This window comes from Paenibacillus sp. cl141a (genome assembly GCF_900109305.1).
Classification (GTDB): Bacteria; Bacillota; Bacilli; order Paenibacillales; family Paenibacillaceae; genus Paenibacillus_AQ; species Paenibacillus_AQ lautus_A.
Genome location: NZ_FNZO01000002.1, coordinates 522655 through 538325 on the forward strand (window position 1 = coordinate 522655; position 15671 = coordinate 538325).

General features: G+C 48.3%; 14 protein-coding genes and 3 pseudogenes. 8 read left to right on the forward strand and 9 right to left on the reverse strand.

Annotated features, from left to right (window positions below):
• Positions 1–69 precede the first annotated feature (69 nt).
• Positions 70–906, reverse strand: coding sequence for a YitT family protein (locus BMX45_RS07550; RefSeq protein ID WP_009595825.1), 837 nt, complete (start codon positions 904–906; stop codon positions 70–72).
• 320 nt (positions 907–1226) lie between these two features.
• Between BMX45_RS07550 and BMX45_RS07555 the strand changes: the two genes are divergently transcribed.
• The 3 genes and pseudogenes from BMX45_RS07555 (at position 1227) to BMX45_RS07565 (ending at position 4077) form a co-directional block, all read left to right on the forward strand.
• A complete protein-coding gene (locus BMX45_RS07555) occupies positions 1227–1991 on the forward strand; it encodes an SDR family oxidoreductase (protein ID WP_090909155.1) in 765 nt (254 codons plus the stop codon).
• Positions 1992–2125: 134 nt separating this feature from the next.
• Complete coding sequence (locus BMX45_RS07560; RefSeq protein WP_009595770.1) at positions 2126–2662, forward strand: SMI1/KNR4 family protein; 537 nt, start codon at positions 2126–2128, stop codon at positions 2660–2662.
• Positions 2663–2886: 224 nt separating this feature from the next.
• Positions 2887–4077, forward strand: a pseudogene (locus tag BMX45_RS07565) (multidrug effflux MFS transporter).
• Between the two features lie 90 nt (positions 4078–4167).
• On the opposite strand, the gene BMX45_RS07570 reads toward BMX45_RS07565, so the two are convergent.
• Both BMX45_RS07570 and BMX45_RS07575 read right to left on the reverse strand, forming a co-directional pair.
• Positions 4168–4665, reverse strand: a complete 498-nt coding sequence (locus BMX45_RS07570) for a DinB family protein (protein WP_090909156.1) — start codon at positions 4663–4665, stop codon at positions 4168–4170.
• A gap of 128 nt (positions 4666–4793) precedes the next feature.
• Positions 4794–5524, reverse strand: a pseudogene (locus BMX45_RS07575) (IS5 family transposase).
• 344 nt (positions 5525–5868) lie between these two features.
• On the opposite strand from BMX45_RS07575, the gene BMX45_RS07580 reads away from it, so the two are divergent.
• Entirely contained in the window at positions 5869–7095 is a 1227-nt protein-coding gene (locus tag BMX45_RS07580) for a chymotrypsin family serine protease (protein WP_139212438.1), read from the forward strand.
• Positions 7096–7478: 383 nt separating this feature from the next.
• Here the strand turns inward: BMX45_RS07580 and BMX45_RS07585 are convergent, their stop codons facing one another.
• The 3 genes and pseudogenes from BMX45_RS07585 to BMX45_RS30965 form a co-directional block, all read right to left on the reverse strand.
• Complete coding sequence (locus BMX45_RS07585; protein WP_175495057.1) at positions 7479–7973, reverse strand: hypothetical protein; 495 nt, start codon at positions 7971–7973, stop codon at positions 7479–7481.
• Between the two features lie 322 nt (positions 7974–8295).
• Positions 8296–8424 (reverse strand): LuxR C-terminal-related transcriptional regulator, encoded by a 129-nt coding sequence (locus BMX45_RS32210; protein WP_090909540.1) that lies wholly within the window; start codon positions 8422–8424, stop codon positions 8296–8298.
• Between the two features lie 218 nt (positions 8425–8642).
• Positions 8643–8726 (reverse strand): annotated as a pseudogene (locus BMX45_RS30965) (IS5/IS1182 family transposase); the annotation flags it as partial.
• Positions 8727–9132: 406 nt separating this feature from the next.
• On the opposite strand from BMX45_RS30965, the gene BMX45_RS07600 reads away from it, so the two are divergent.
• The 3 genes from BMX45_RS07600 to BMX45_RS07610 all read left to right on the forward strand — a co-directional run bounded on the left by BMX45_RS07600 (position 9133) and on the right by BMX45_RS07610 (position 11778).
• Entirely contained in the window at positions 9133–10158 is a 1026-nt protein-coding gene (locus BMX45_RS07600) for a leucine-rich repeat domain-containing protein (protein ID WP_090909160.1), read from the forward strand.
• Between the two features lie 753 nt (positions 10159–10911).
• Positions 10912–11529, forward strand: a complete 618-nt coding sequence (locus tag BMX45_RS07605) for a DUF2975 domain-containing protein (RefSeq protein WP_090909161.1) — start codon at positions 10912–10914, stop codon at positions 11527–11529.
• 18 nt (positions 11530–11547) lie between these two features.
• The gene (locus BMX45_RS07610) at positions 11548–11778 is read left to right on the forward strand and encodes a helix-turn-helix domain-containing protein (RefSeq protein ID WP_009595835.1); all 231 of its coding nucleotides are present in this window, start codon (positions 11548–11550) and stop codon (positions 11776–11778) included.
• A gap of 293 nt (positions 11779–12071) precedes the next feature.
• On the opposite strand, the gene BMX45_RS07615 is transcribed toward BMX45_RS07610, so the two are convergent.
• The 3 genes from BMX45_RS07615 to BMX45_RS32095 all read right to left on the reverse strand — a co-directional run bounded on the left by BMX45_RS07615 (position 12072) and on the right by BMX45_RS32095 (position 15396).
• Positions 12072–12908 (reverse strand): sulfurtransferase, encoded by an 837-nt coding sequence (locus tag BMX45_RS07615; RefSeq protein WP_090909162.1) that lies wholly within the window; start codon positions 12906–12908, stop codon positions 12072–12074.
• Between the two features lie 168 nt (positions 12909–13076).
• Entirely contained in the window at positions 13077–15284 is a 2208-nt protein-coding gene (locus BMX45_RS07620; protein ID WP_090909163.1) for an acyltransferase family protein, read from the reverse strand.
• Positions 15268–15396: a hypothetical protein gene (locus BMX45_RS32095; protein WP_302847874.1), complete on the reverse strand. Its 129-nt coding sequence runs from the start codon at positions 15394–15396 to the stop codon at positions 15268–15270. Before BMX45_RS32095 ends, BMX45_RS07620 begins: the two co-directional genes overlap by 17 nt.
• Positions 15397–15443: 47 nt before the next feature.
• On the opposite strand from BMX45_RS32095, the gene BMX45_RS31260 reads away from it, so the two are divergent.
• A complete protein-coding gene (locus BMX45_RS31260) occupies positions 15444–15611 on the forward strand; it encodes a hypothetical protein (protein ID WP_175495058.1) in 168 nt (55 codons plus the stop codon).
• Positions 15612–15671 lie beyond the last annotated feature (60 nt).

The following is a 15671-nucleotide window of genomic DNA, read 5'->3' on the forward strand; positions in this document are numbered from 1 at the left end:
ACGAAAAAAGATCGAAGCCCGCCTTTAGCGATGGTTTCGATCTTTTTATATCTAACGATAAGTTCGGCTTTACTTGGAAATATCAATAAATCCTTCCCCGAACACGTCACGTACGTCGTGGATGGTAACAAAGGCGTTTTTATCCTCGGCACGGACGATTTTTTTGAGCATGGAAACTTCCTGTTTGCTGATGACGATGTAGAGTACGTCTTTGGTCTGACCGGTGTAATATCCGTACCCCCGGAGCACGGTTACCCCACGGTCCATAATCTCCGTAACCCGAATGGCAATGCGGTCATGATGTGTCGAGATGATGGTAACGGCTTTTTTGGGATTCAAGCCCTCAATGATGAATTCCATTGCCTTGGTGCCGATGTAGAGGATGACCACGGTGAACATCACCTTCTCGATCCCGATTACGAAGACGGACAGTCCGGCCACGATCAGGTCAAAGAACAGCAGGGCATAACTGATATTCCAATCCCAATATTTATTGGCCAGACGAGCCAGTATCACCGTGCCTGCCGTCGTTCCGCCCACACGGACGATGAGTCCGATCCCGACGCCGGCGAACAGTCCGGCGAAAATGGCGTTGATCACCGGCTCATCCGACGCGATGCGCCAGTTCTCCGTCAAGTGCAGGAATAGGGAATGAAAGGCAACGGCGATGATGGTGTAAACCGTCGTTTTTTTATCCAGCAGCTTGTAGCCGATCATCAGCAATATCCCGTTAATCACAATGCCGACCAGCGCCGGCGACCATTTCAGTACATAAAACAGGATGATCGATATCCCGGTTACGCCGCCTTCGCCAAAATCGTTCGGAATGACGAATAAATTGACCGCCAGCGCAAAAATAAATGCCCCGATGAGCAGCATGATCATATCAAACGCTCTTTTTTTCATACGATATACCTCCATGACTTTCAACAAGCTCACAAAAAAAGCGATTAAAGGAAAAACTCATCCTTTAATCGCTTTATGCAAACATAGGTTGCGCAGCTCTTTTGATATACTCATTATAATAATCTTCACATGGAATGTAAATGATTTTTAATTTTCATAAGCTTGCAGGTCGCCGCTAATGCCCTGCATCCAGCCCCCCTATCCAGGAGTGGCTTTTTTATAATGTTTGAAATCGAGCGGAGAACGGGAATAGGAGCGCAACATTTCGAAATGGGGCCTGTGATAAAACTAAACTGAAAGAAGAAGAGGAGATGATGAGAATGAAAACATTGAATGGAAAAATTGCCTTGGTTACGGGCTCCAGCCGAGGCATTGGGCGTGGTATCGCGACACGATTGGCGAAGGAGGGAGCGTTGGTAGCCGTTCACTATGGCAAGAACCGTGAGGCGGCAGAAGAGGTCTTGTGCGAGATTACGCAGGCCGGAGGGGAAGCTTTCTTGGTAGGAGCGGATCTTGCCTCCTTGGATGGGATAAGTACTCTGTATGGTGTGCTGGATGAGACGTTGAAAGCACGAACCGGAAATACGCATTTCGACATTCTGGTCAACAATGCTGGAGTCGGCTTGATGGAAACCATAGAGGATACCACGGAGGAAACCTTTGATGAAGTGATGCGAATGAACGTGAAGTCGCCATTCTTCATCATTCAGCAGGCTCTCCCACGCCTTCGAGACGATGGGCGCATTATCAACCTATCATCTGCAGTAACGCGAATCTCCTTGCCCGGTATTCCGGCGTATTCGATGACAAAGGGGGCCATTAATTCGCTGACCCTCTCTCTGTCGAGCCAGTTGGGTACCCGTGGAATTACGATCAATGCGATTCAGCCCGGATTCGTTGCTACCGACATGCAGGCCTCCATGCTTCAGGACCCGGCCTCTTTCCAATTTGGGGCCAGCTATTCGATTTTCGGAAGATGGGGTGAGCCTGGGGATATCGCGGACATAGCTGCATTCCTGGCATCTCCGGACAGCCGATGGATCACCGGTCAATGCATCGATGCCAGTGGAGGATCCCATCTGTGACCGCCGCCGTTGCCGCAAATCCATGAACATAGAAAGCACCTGATTCCCGCGGCATGATTTCATTTTCCAGTATTTCCTTTATAATGTTTGAAGAAGTTGCGAGGAAGGAAGTATTGGGACGGAGGCAGGCGAAGATGTGGAATATCGATTTTGAGCACGCGTACGACATACGCGCGGGTGCCACCGAAGAACAAATTGCCCGTTTTGTTATGGAATGGAATACAGGGCTTTCCGTGCAGGAGATGGATGAAATCAAGGGAAGGCAAGTGAATCCTTTTCACAAAAGCTCCCCCTTCTACGATCAATATGTTCCGCTGGATCCTGCAGGCTGGAAGCTGCCTCGGCGAAACTTTCCCGCCAGCTATTTGGATTTATTGAAGTATTCCAACGGCGGGGAATTTCAACAGGGAGCACGTCTTTTCCAGTTCTTTGACACGGATGACCTGAGGGAGATGAACCTGGCCTACGAGCTGCCGGAGTATATGCCTGGTGCGGTGTCGTTTGCGATGGATGGAAGCGGAAACCATTATATGTTCGATATGAGGGAAGCGCCGACAAAGGGCGAATATGCGATTTTGTTCGCGCATTCCGGCAACCTGGGGTATGAAGACTGCGAGCGTGTTGCGGATTCTTTGCCTGCGTTATGCACGGAGACTTGGGAGCTGTATTGAGCGTACCATGAGAGCTGGCAGGGGATCGTATAGCCTTGGAGCAAGAGCCCACGCGTGACGCGTGGGCTCTTGCATTTAACGTTCGGCCGACGACGTATCGGATCTCGTACAGGTGAACTTTCAATGCTTTCATTTACTAGACTAACCAAATGCAAACCCCCGATCCCGTAATTCCTTTGCCGGCAAACTAGAGATTTTCTGAAACGATAAGGGGGAGTTTGGCTGTGCAAAGAAAAATCTCAAAACCGTCGCTGCTGTTGATTATTGTTCTTGTGGGTTTCCCGCAAATAAGCGAAACGATATATACGCCTTCCTTACCGGATATCGCTCATCATTTAGGGGCGAGCATAATGCGATCCAGCTTACGCTCAGCGTTTACTTTTTGGGCTTTGCCTGTGGCGTATATTGCTGGGGGAGGTTGTCCGATTCCATCGGACGGCGCCCCGCGATGCTGTGGGGCATCCTGGTCTATGGGTTGGGCAGCCTGGGCTGTTATCTGTCCGGTTCGGCCGAATGGTTATGGGTCAGCCAGTTCATACAGGCTTTTGGTGCCAGCACGGGCTCTGTCGTCACGCAAACGATTTTGCGCGAGACCGTAGAAGGAGCCAAACGCCATGCGGTGTTTGCCCAGATTTCGGCGGCGCTGGCGTTTACTCCTGCGATAGGGCCGCTGATAGGCGGATGGGTAGATCAATCGCTCGGCTTCCGAGCGGTTTTCTTCACGCTGGTAATATTGAGCGCAGCCGTATTGACCTACATCTGGATTTCCCTGCCCGAGACCAGAGTACAGGCCGCCTCGAGGATTAACACGTTCTTGGTGGTCAAGCGTCTGCTCTTCGATCGCAGAGTATGGGGATTCGGTTTTCTTATTGGAGCGACCAACGGCATTTTGTTCAGTTATTATGCGGAGGCGCCCTTTATTTTTATTGAATTTTTTAAGATGAGACCTGCTGCGTTCGGTTTCTTCGGAATTTTTGTGGCGATGTCCTCGATTTTCGGCGCGCTGCTGTCGAAAAGGCTGCTGACCATGCTCAAGGCAGAGCGCATTATCTTGCTCGGCACGTTCATTACGTCGGTGGGAGCCCTTTGCTTCACGGGTTTTGCCCTTAGCGGGATCAAAGCCACCGTGACGGATTTGGTGTTGATTATCCTGTATTTTTATTATTCTGCTCGGCATCGGAATGGCCATTCCCAACTGCCTCAGCCTGGCGCTGATCCATTACGGAGACGTGCTCGGGACGGCAGGGGCCATCTTCGGATTGGGTTATTACGTTGTCGTCAGCCTGATAACGAGCGGCATGAGCTTTCTTCACGACGGTTCGTTAGTCGCCATGCCTTTGTATTTTCTTGGGCTGGCCGCGGTCATGGTCTTGGTGAGCGGGAAGCTCGCCCGACAAGCACGAAGCAGCTCATAGAAAAGCATTAAACTAAACAAGTCGCAGAGTGCCGGCGGTTATGCCGGTGCCCTGCGACTGTTTGATGTTGTCCGCTCGGGAAGTTTTAGTTCATTGCGCTGCCTCGTCGGCAGATGGACCGTAGATGCCCGGTACCGGAATATCGAGAAGCCGCAGATATACCCCTAACTGAGCCCGATGATGAACCATGTGGCTGAAGCCGAAGGTGCGGAGCGCAATCGCCCGCGGCGCGCGGAGGATGATATGGTCGCCGTGGCGCAGCGTCCATTCCTCGGCGAGCGTTTTCTCGTCGCATTTGGCGAGCAGCTGCTCCAGCTTGCCCACGTTCGCGTCGAATTCCTCCAGAACGTCGGCGCGTTTTTCCAAAGCCTCCCGCCGCAGCGGCACGGTCGAAAGATCGAACTCCGGGTACTGAAAAATTGCGATTTGCCAGTTGAGCAGGTTAATCAGGTGCGTGGCCAGCCCGCCGAGCGACATCGATTTCTCGTGCGGCTTCCACGACATATGCTCCTCGGGCAAGCGTTCCAGAACGCGGCGCGTATGAGCCAGTTCCTGCGCTGCATCGCCGATGATCAGTTGTTTTACCATAATAATCCTCTCCCCTCATATGGCTTAGCATACTATATTTTCCGGTTGGGAGGAAAGCTCTCTTTGACGCTTACTTTCTAGGGCGTGTATGCAAACCTAAGCGAGCCAAACCATAATGGATGCCAGCGTTAAAAAGCCCTGAATGAGCTTGCTAACTTATCAAAGCGAGTCGCCAACCGACGATAATGTTTAACTTTATTGAAGAAACATTCAATGATATGCCGCTCCTTGTAAGTTTCTTTATCCCATTTCCTTGTTTGCGGCGACTTTTCTTACTGGGTATCACAGGCGCGGCGGATTGCTGCTCTATTAGCTGAAGAATTTGATTGGTGTCGTACGCTTGATCAGCTAACACCTGTTTTTTCGTTAGATCCATTTGCTTTAACATTTCATAGCCAGTTACCGAATCGTGGCATTGGCCTCCTGTTAACTTAAAGCGCAAAGGATTACCTAGCGCATCCACCACGGCGTGAATTTTGGTGGTTAGTCCGCCACGGGAACGCCCTATTGCTTGCTTGAGGCCCCCCTTTTTGCTCCCGCTGCATGTTGGTGAACACGGATGCTCGTCGCGTTAATCATAACGCTTTCCCAATCAGGTTCCGTAGAGACATGCTCTAAGATATTGTCCCAAATGCCGGCGATTTTCCAACGGAGAAATCGGCTGTAAACGCTGGACCAAGAGCCGTAGTATTCCGGTAAATCCCGCCAAGGTGCACCGGTTCGTGCAATCCATAACATGGCATTCAGCATATGGCGATGGTCTTTCGGCGGTCTCCCTCCTTGTGGTTTTCGTTCCGGCGGCAGTGGGTCTTTAATCATTTTTCCATTGGGCGTCATGTATTTCATATCGTCTCATCATACTTCTTATTTACCCGAATTATGGCGTCACAGTTTGCATATACGCTCTAGAATAGTTGAATAAAGGCAGGCGACCTCGTTAACGGCGGCCTTCTTGTTTTCTATTGAACGACATTAGCTATTCATCTTTTATTATCACATCGATTTCGCTACTTTTTTGTAACTTTTTTGTGTATTAAGTAGTTAATACATATAGAGTTAAATACACAACTGGTAAGGGATAAATGAAAATCATACGATTGAAAGGGGGTTCTTATTTCGATCTAGATTTCTAAATTTAAATAGATAAGGAGAATACAAATAAAAAAAAGAAAAATAGCTCTTCTTACTTTAATGATTGCGTTTATGTTTCAAACTGTTGTTTTTGCTGAATACGAGGAAGAGGAATTTATCCATGTCAGTAATAATTCAGAAACTTTTCTGCCGCTAGATGATAAACAAAAAAAACAGCTAGAATTCGAAAAAGCATATCTCGAATTGATTCTCTCAACAACAAATAAATACTTCGGTAGTCCAGAAGGATTTGATGAATATGGTGAGATTTATATTGAAAACAATGAGAAGCCGCATCTGGTCATTGCCATTGCATATGAAAATATGCAGGTTAACAATTTCATAGAGGAAGTGAAATCTGTATTACCAGAAGATTTAATATCTATTCGCAAAGTTAATTATTCAAAAAATGATCTGCTAAAAGTACAAGATGAACTTGTTCAATTTATTGATTCCGGAAATACAGAATCATTAGAAGGATATACAATAATACCTTCTACGAAGGATCAAAAGGTAATACTTTCAGTACCTAATAAAAATACAATATCAATAAATACAAATAATAATTCTCTTATTACTAAATATAGTGATTTAATTGAAGTACAAGAAGGCTCTTTGAATATACCAGCAAAATCCAGAAGCGATGCATTTATAGAAATGGGCGGAGGAATCAGAATCAGTGTTGGCTGTAGTACAGGAGCTACAGCTACAAAAGATACCAGGGAATTTTTAATAACCGCCGGTCACTGCATTAAAAATATCGGTTCTACAGTAAGTCAAGGTGGAACTAATATCGGGACACAGCATTTATCTGGATATTACAACGGCGGAACAGATGTTGGTCTTATTCTGCTAACAAATACAAACAAAAGAATCGGAAATAAATATTATTACAATGAAATAGCTAATGCAGAATATGATGAAAAATACACCTCAGCAAGCACTGCATTAACAGGTCAACTATTATGCAAAACTGGTATTACTACAGGCGTTACTTGTGGCACAGTTACATCGACAAGTGCCACTTCACAATACGACGGTATAGCCTTATCGAATCTAATTCAGATATACAAAGAAGGTGGCGGTGTAATATTAGGTGGAGACAGTGGTGGAACAGTCTTTAATGCATACAATAGATGGCAAATTGTTGGTCTAGTACAAGCGAGGAATTCCGGTAACAGTGGTACACCAGAAGGTACATGGGGATATGTTACGAAAATATTACCAGCCTTATCTGCAGGAGGAGGAGTATCATTGTATACAAGCGATACACCTAAGGCTGTTAATCCTAACAACTAATATATTTCAGACTAAAAAATCACATCAATTTTTTTGTAGAGTATGCTCAAATTTTTACAATCACTTTGTCTTAAATCGTCGAGTTGGTTTACGTGATATTAACAACTACGATGCATTTTTCTCCTTACGATTTTCAAAATGGGATAACAACTGCCTTGCAAGTAGACAACTCACCTTGGCAAAGTATGTGAATGAAGAAATGGCAGCGTTAGGTTCATCCCTGCGCTGCCATTAGTTATTTTACTGATTGATGCCAATTTTTTAAGTAGATCATAAACCTTTGAAAGAAGCACAACCTCCAAGCTTACTGTTGGACAGCCATTAACAAGTTTGAACAGGACAGATCATCTCTTCAACAACTATTTACGAAAAATGATGTTAATTTAGTCTTCACCTTCAATATAATCAATTAATGAATTTAAGGATTTATAATTTTCTTTTGGTGAAAGAACATAAAAAAATCCTGAATCTTCTTCTTTAAAAAAGGACCCCCCTCCTCCGAAATTTAGTACTATATAGGATCCATCTATTTTTTTTATGCGTACTTCTCTGTAAAAGTCCGCCGGTGGAGAATCATCGGGATCCATTGCATGATTGTGGTTTAAAATATTTATTATTTTATTAATATTATTTTCCTCATGTGTTTCTCCGGCAATATCATCTGAATCCAACATGTGCGTTGTCACACTTACAACTTCATTGGCCGATATACTGAAAGCAGGTATTTCTGATTGGCTTACTTCTTGACGATATTCAACCACATTCTGGTTGGATGAAGATTTACAAGACACCAGAATAATTAACAATAGTACAATTAAAATGATGAAACCTCCAAGCCATCTCATTCCTTTTCCCCTCTCATTTTTATCGATTTTCATTCTATAATAAATAACGCCATTAACTTCCCAAATGTTGCAATCTACGCTCAACAACGATGTGATACTCAGCGATACAAGATTGAATAGTTTGATGCGCTGCCAGAACGACAAGACAGTCTCGTACCGCCAGTTCTTTGGCATACGCTTTACCGATTCCGCATGAAGCACGGGTGACTACAGCCAGCTTGTTTCTATATGCCTACTTGTTAAAGATACAAATCCTCCTTTAAGAAATGTAAAGGCTCGTGAAACGCCATTATCGAACGGAAGTATTCCGATATCAAGCTCGATACCCCGAGCAAGCTTTTCAATTGATTCTTTTTTATTTTACAAGCTTCATTCGAATGGTAGTGACCACTGCCTGTGTGCGGTCCTGCGCCCCAAGTTTTTCTATGATATGGTGGATGTGCGTTTTTGTTGTGCCTTCAGAAATGCATAAAATCGCAGATATTTCGTTGTTTTCTTTCCGTAAGCAAGCAGCTGCACTACTTCCGTTTCACGCTCCGTCAGGACGCCAAGCAGCCGTTCTTTGCCGGACGAATCTGGCTCCTCCATGCCCGAAGTCAACATTTGGTCTAGAGCGCGTTTGGCCGTGCTGCTATTGAACAGGGTTGCCCCCCGGTGCATGGCCCGAGTCCCTACCGGGATAAGGCAAATCAGATGTGGCTCATCCACCACGGCGTGAATTTTGGTGGTTAGCCCGCCACGGGAACGCCCTATTGCTTGCTTGAGGCCCCCCTTTTGCTTCCGCTGCATGTTGGTGAACACGGACGATCGTCGCGTCAAATCATGACGCTTTCCAATCAGGTTCCGTGGAGACATGCTCTAAGATTTTGTCCCAAATGCCGGCGATTTTCCAACGGCGAAATCGGCTGTAAACACTTGGCCAGGTCCTTAATCTTTTCCCATTGGTCATCACGTATTTCATATCGTCTCATCATACTTATTATTTACCCAAATTATGGCGTCACAGTTTGCATACACGCCCTAATAGAGTTTTTAGAATTGCATAGAAGCTGTCCTCTTCATCGACACGAAGAAGGACGGCTTCTTCTCTTCTGTTGAAGTGGAAGATTTGCCCATATTTTGGTACTATGTTAACTAGATTTAAGGCGGAGTTGAGGCTCCCAGATCAGTTCAAAGAATGGAGGCGAACGAAATGAGCGAGCCGTGGGCTGCATCGATGAGCGGTGCTCCCTGGAGCACGGACAAAATGCATAGTGCCGTTAAACAGCTGAGAAACCGTGCAACCATCGGTTTTGTTGTCGGGGCAGACGATGCGGAAGATCTGCTGAAGCTGGACGAGCAGGTGTTTTCCAAGCGTCCGGACTTGATACTGCATATTTATCATGCAGAAGCGAACGGAAGATATACCGATGAATTTCTGAAGACGCTCGCGGGACTGAAGTTTGTTGCTGCTTTACATTTGGATCTGAAACAGCGGCAGGATTTAACCAGGCTGGGCGCGATGGATCGAATGAAGTTTCTTAAGTTACGCTCGCCCAAAACGCAAAGCATCGATTTTATCCGGAGCTACAAGTTTCTAAAATACCTGGAACTCAGCGGTAAATTCGATGATCTAGCGCCGATTGCCGACTGCATTCGCCTGGATACGCTGGTCCTGAACTGCTCCATCGATCAACTGGATTTTGTCGTGGATTTGCCCTTGATGAAGTATTTGGCCCTAGACAGCTGTACCGTGAACGGTTCGCTTAACGTGTTGGCCGAATCGAATGTAAGCATGCTGAGGTTGTCCTCCGTCCGCAACCTGGTGAATATTGATGACCTGGCTGCATTGGATCATCTGGTCTTTCTGCATTTGTCGCTGCCGAAAGTCGAGCGCTTGTGCGATTTCTCGCATATGCGAAATCTTCGGCAGCTTGAACTGGATTATATGAAATCCTTGCAGGAGATCGGGAATCTGTGGACCGCGGACCGGTTGGAGGTTCTAATGCTGAAGGAGATTTCTACAAGGATCAAGGCGGAAGCCTTGGGCGGCTTAACAACAATGGAGTGCTTGCGCCAGCTCGACTTCCGGTTTATCGATTCCGGCAAAGGCCGAATTGCTGCTCTCCGCAAGCGGATGGCCGAAGCGGGCAAAGAGTCTCTTCTTTACGAGAATATCCCTGAGGAGAAGCGGATACGCTCGATGGCTCTTGAGCATCTGTCAGGAATTTTAATGTAGGAAAGAATGCAGATGATCAACAAAATAATGAAAAGCCCGCTACCATAGCGGGCTTTTCCCGATTTCAACCTAGTGATTCCGTCCCGGTCGCCACGGGGTTCTCCTCATAGCTGATCCAATCGCTCCAGCTTGCGATCATGGCAGAAAGTGCCTACACAACAGGCCATGCGAGTTACGTAGGGGCATTGGTCCCAGAGCCGGTCTTGGACCCAGTCAGCCACATTGCTACGAGTGGTCTCCCTTTTGTAACCTCGCCAGAATACACCGTATAAGCTATACCTGACCCGACAGACGTATCGCGACCAACAGCATCAACCTCTTGATATACACAGCATCACATCCACAATGTCCACATCTGCCCATGTACCTCTGGGCACTCTTCAGTTCCTCGCCAGCAAGCACCTCAGAAGACCATAAATAAGGATAAAAGCGAGATCAGCACTGCCATGGGTGTGACACGGGTACACAGTATCACGCCACATCTAGCAGTGTATGTAGGTGAGCGCAGGAATCTATGCCTCAAGGTTAGTTTCATTGGGATATGCTGTCCACTTGAACCCACTGTACCGGTAATTGCTTCGGTAATTCGATCTTCCACTTTGTCTAAGAAGTTTGGCGCTAAGCGATCCGTGCACGCCTTACCATCATAAAGCAGCTTATTTTTAATTTAATGTTTATCATTAAATAGTTATTGTTTTTCATAAATGAATCATTTAGTATATATTGTAAGTTCACATGAAAAGGAGATTGCGCATGAACGGAATTGAATTCAAAGCCAAACCTGGCTTCAAAAGAATGCACACTGCGCTTAAGATCGGATACTGGGGAAGAATCGGGCTGCTCATTGCATACGTCTGTTTCAATCTATGGCTCGGATTGAAGCCCCAGGAGATGTTCGACGCAGAGAAGGGAATCGCGCACTGGTTCTTTTCAGTACCATTATCGGATACGGTGACGAAGAGCGTCATGGTGCCTTTCACTTATTTTCAACCGATCAATCCCGACATGTTTGATGCCAAGAACGCTTATCTGGTCGTCAGCTTGACCAATGCCACACTTGTCTTCTGTGCCTACATCTACTCGATCGGCCAGATTCGCTATATAATAGGAAGCATACTTAGCGGAAACAGCCCGTTTAGTCTGGCGAATGCGGCCCGTCTGAAAAGGCTGGGAATCATCGTTATCCTGTATTCTTTGCTGGCGAAGCTCGTTCTCAATATTCTGATCTGCCTGTTCGTTACTCGCATCTTCTCAATCAATCTGGGCGGTATCTCTTTAATCGGAATTATCATCGGCATACTAGTGCTGTTCGTCTCCGAGATTTTCAAGTACGGTGCTCTTCTGCAGGAAGAGCATGATTCGACTTTATGAGAATGGAGACTGGTGATAGTGCCGATTATTATACGTCTGGACCGAGTTCTGGCCGACAAAAAAATGAAATTGAATGACTTGGCTGACAAGGTAGGGATCTCGAACGTCAATCTGTCCAATCTGAAAACGGGGAAAGTGAAGGCGATCCGGTTCTCTACCTTGGAAGCGATCTGCGAAATTCTAGACTGTCAGCCGGGAGACATTCTGGAATTTGTTCCGGCCGATAGCGACAGCTGTGAAATTGATTGAAGGTGCCTATTCTCCCTTCCATTGTTTTTTTGGCAAGCTTATCATGGGACTTATTGTTGATCGAAAGTTGATTACTTTTGTCTGTTGTTGACTCAGTGGGAGCCGCCTTTCTGCTATGTAAAGCATGCCAAGGCGACTACTTCATGGGAGGTATGCTCAAGACAAAGTACACATGGATCAACCCTTCTTGTTGACTCCTCGTTGACTCGGAATATCTCAGAGCACTGTGTACCGAGGGTACACCACCCTAGCCCCAACAAAAAGAACCCGCGCAGAGCGCGGGTTCTTGCAGGTTATTCTTCCCCAGTCGCCACCGGGTTCTCCTCATAACTGATCCAATCGCTCCAGCTGCCCGCGTACAGCTTTACGTTGCCGTACCCGGCTTCCTCCAGGGCTAGCACGTTCGGACAAGCGGTGACGCCGGAGCCGCAGTATACAATGATCTCGGCATCTTGCGGGATGTCCGAGAAATGCTCGCGGATCGCTTCCGCATCCTTCCAATGTCCGGAATCATCCAGGACGCCTTTCCAGAAATAGTTCACAGCACCCGGAATATGCCCGGCTTTGGCGTCCATGGGCTCCTCCAATCCGGCATATCTACGCGGCTCGCGGGAATCGATGAGTGTTTTGCTTCGCTGCTGCGACGCCTTGCGTACTTCATCGACGCGGACCAATTTATCGGGCTTAAGGTGGATGCCATATGTAACCGGAATGACGACCGGCTGTTCGTCCGTTACCGGATACGAAGCGTTCTTCCAAGCCGTAAACCCTTCATCCAACACGTAGGCCTGCTCGTGGCCCGTATATTTCAGCAGCCACCATAGCCGGCTGGCCATCGCGCCGCCCTGGTCGTCGTAGATCACGACGCGGCTGCTGCCCTGAATGCCGGACTGGCCAAGACGTTGTGCGAGGCGATCCAGGTCCGGCAGGGGATGGCGGCCGCCATGCTCGGTAATGGGGGAGGAGAGGTCCTTCTCCAGGTCGAGGTAAACCGCCCGCGGAATATGCGATTCCTCGTATGAGGCTCGGCCGCTTTCCGGCTTGCCGAGGGCAAAACGGCAATCGACGATGACCAGATCCGGTTCATAGAGTCTTGCCAGCAGCCATTTCATTGTCACGATATTGTTCATATGCCAAGACACCGCCTTCAATTAAGAAATGATGAGATTAAGTAACCGAATTATATCATATTGCTGCTTGCGTATACGTATATAACTAAAAAGTCGACCTGTCTCATCGAATGATGAGATCAGGTCGACATATAAGAATGAATGATGGCAAGAATCAGGACAAACCGTTTATTTCTTGATGGCTTGAAGCAGCATGGATGTGTAGGCCTCGGCACCTTCCGGCTCCAGATGGACGCCGTCGGACCGGAAGTATTCCGGATGGTCCTTACTGGCTGAATACCAATCCACCAGCGTAACTTTCGGGTTCCGTTCGGCTGCTTTGGCGAGCATGCCGTTAACGTTCTGTTCCCAATCGCGCGGAACGCGCGTATTGATAAGCAAAATCTGTTTGGCCGAATCCAAAGGGCCCAGCAGGGAATCGAGATCCTTTTGCGCGAAGGCGCCGTTGGTTCCGAGCCCGATGATGACAATGCCGCCGTCAATCCGATTTTCGGATCTCAGGGCCGGAATCAGGTCATCGGCTTGACGCATTTGGCGGCCAATCACCGCATCGACGTGAATGCCGGGCAGCGATTTTTCCAGATAAGGGGAGACCCCGAGCATCACCGAATCCCCGATGGCCGTGATGGCGGATTTGGTTACCGGTGGCTGCTCCGGCTTCGTCGCCGGCTTGGCAGGATCGTTCTTGTCGCCGGGAGCTCCGCTTGCCGGGTCCTTGGATGGATCCGGCTTATCGACCTGATCCCCATTCGGCTCGCCAATCTTATCGTCATCCGGTTGATCCGGAATCGGTTTCCCGGAGTCAGCCTTATCCATAGGATCGCTTTCTCCGCCGGTTTGCTTGTCTTGGACGTCTTGGTTGTTCTCTGCCGCTGGGTCCTGCACTTCGTTCTCATCAGCATCGGCGTCGTTATTGCCAGAGTCCGCCGCTCCGTCCGGAAGCGGAGCCTTAGCATCTTCATCCCTAGAATTCGGCTCCTTCACTGTATCCGGTTGATTCGTTGGCTTTACGGCAGGAGGCGCTGCGTTGTCTCCGTTCGTGTCGACCGGTTGCGGCGGTTCGGCCGTAGCAGACTCGGTGCTTGGAGTCTGAGCCGCTTCCTCCGGAGCAGGGTCATCGATGTTCAGCATGGCAGCGATATCGCCCACCGTTCTTGCAGAGGACACGCTGCTCATCATCCCCGAACAGAATATGCCGATCAGCATAAGAGAGCTCAGGGACACGACCCAGCCTCTTAACGAAATCGAAGCCGGGCGGCGGCGAAGCGAGCGGGCTTTAAGCCATAATTTAATGAGACCGCCATGCCGTATCGGTTCTTCGACATACTTCCAGGATAGCGCGGCCAGCAGAACGCTTGCGGTGATTTGCAGCGCAGTCTGAAGCAGACTGAGATCGCTAGCGCCGGAATCAGGCGAGGTCAGGATCATGACCGGGTAATGCCATAAGTAGATGCCATAGGAACGAACGCCGATCCACAGCAGCGGCTTCCAGCTTAACAAGCGGCTGATGGAAGCGGCAGGGTGGGCCAGCACCGCTACGAGCACGGCACCGGCCAAGGAAAACAGGAACATGCCACCTTGGTACAGGAATGCATCGTAACGGTCCACCTGCCACATCATGTAGAGAATGATAAGCATTGCCGCGGCGCCCGTCATGTTGAGTTTATAGCGGATGCCTCTTGAAGCGCGGGAGGACAGCTTCCAGCTGGGCCATACGATGGCCAGCCCCGCTCCGATCAGCAGGCCGAACGCCCGGGTATCCGTACCGTAGTAAACCCGGCTCGGATCGTCGCCCGGTTGATAGATCACGGCCATGAGGAGCGCGGAAATCGCGGCACCGGCGGCAATGAACGCAAAGAGCTGCCCTCGGCGGGGAAACAGCTTGAGCGCCGCCAGCATGATAACCGGCCACAGCAGGTAGAACTGTTCTTCCACCGCTAGCGACCAGAAATGCCCCAGCGGAGAAGGCGGGCCAAATGATTCAAAATAGGATTGCTGCTGAAAAATAAACTGCCAGTTGCTTATGTACGTAACTGCTCCGAGCACTTCGCTTCGAAGCGTAGCCAATCTTGACCGGTCGAACAGCGTTACCCATACCACAAGGATGAACAGCATGAGCAGCATCGCCGGCAGGAGACGCCGGAATCTCCGTATCCAAAAATCCTTGAGATCAATCCGTCTATGATGATGCCATTGCGAAGCCAAAATATCCGTAATGAGGTAACCGGACAATACGAAGAATAAACTTACCCCGAGAAACCCGCCGCCAGCAAAGCCAAAATTCCAGTGGTATCCCATCACTCCGATTAATGCGAGGGCCCTCAGTCCGTCAAGACCGGGCATGTAACGTGAATGGGGTTTATCGGATATCGGCACGGAAGATCACTCCTCTCGAGGGATCTGCGCTCATGCCGCCCTGTAACAGCCGCTGCGATAATATGTAGGACATATTCTCAAACGTCTGGGTGCTGGATAGTCGATGTGTCATTTGGAACATGGTAAACCTTCCCTTTCCTTTATAGGAGGATATTTCATATGCAGGAGACGTTTATCGAATCCTGTAATATCCTGCAACAAGATGTCATAGCTAATACTACCATCCTTGGAAAAACAGAAGGTGACAAAAAAATGAACCTACGGCTACATTGTGATGTCAATAATAAGACAGATTTTTCATTTGAAATGACAAGCAATTATGCTTGACATATCCATTATTCGGCAATGGGCTGTTAGCCGTATCGAAGGAGGCCATAAGAAAGAGGA

Bases quoted from the DNA above. Each gene is read 5' to 3' on its own strand.
- BMX45_RS07550 (WP_009595825.1), bottom strand. From the start codon at position 906: ATGAAAAAAAGAGCGTTTGATATGATCATGCTGCTCATCGGGGCATTT.
- BMX45_RS07555 (WP_090909155.1), top strand. From the start codon at position 1,227: ATGAAAACATTGAATGGAAAAATTGCCTTGGTTACGGGCTCCAGCCGA.
- BMX45_RS07560 (WP_009595770.1), top strand. From the start codon at position 2,126: ATGTGGAATATCGATTTTGAGCACGCGTACGACATACGCGCGGGTGCC.
- BMX45_RS07570 (WP_090909156.1), bottom strand. From the start codon at position 4,665: ATGGTAAAACAACTGATCATCGGCGATGCAGCGCAGGAACTGGCTCAT.
- BMX45_RS07580 (WP_139212438.1), top strand. From the start codon at position 5,869: ATGTTTCAAACTGTTGTTTTTGCTGAATACGAGGAAGAGGAATTTATC.
- BMX45_RS07585 (WP_175495057.1), bottom strand. From the start codon at position 7,973: ATGAAAATCGATAAAAATGAGAGGGGAAAAGGAATGAGATGGCTTGGA.
- BMX45_RS07600 (WP_090909160.1), top strand. From the start codon at position 9,133: ATGAGCGAGCCGTGGGCTGCATCGATGAGCGGTGCTCCCTGGAGCACG.
- BMX45_RS07605 (WP_090909161.1), top strand. From the start codon at position 10,912: ATGAACGGAATTGAATTCAAAGCCAAACCTGGCTTCAAAAGAATGCAC.
- BMX45_RS07615 (WP_090909162.1), bottom strand. From the start codon at position 12,908: ATGAACAATATCGTGACAATGAAATGGCTGCTGGCAAGACTCTATGAA.
- BMX45_RS32095 (WP_302847874.1), bottom strand. From the start codon at position 15,396: ATGACACATCGACTATCCAGCACCCAGACGTTTGAGAATATGTCCTAC.
- BMX45_RS31260 (WP_175495058.1), top strand. From the start codon at position 15,444: ATGCAGGAGACGTTTATCGAATCCTGTAATATCCTGCAACAAGATGTC.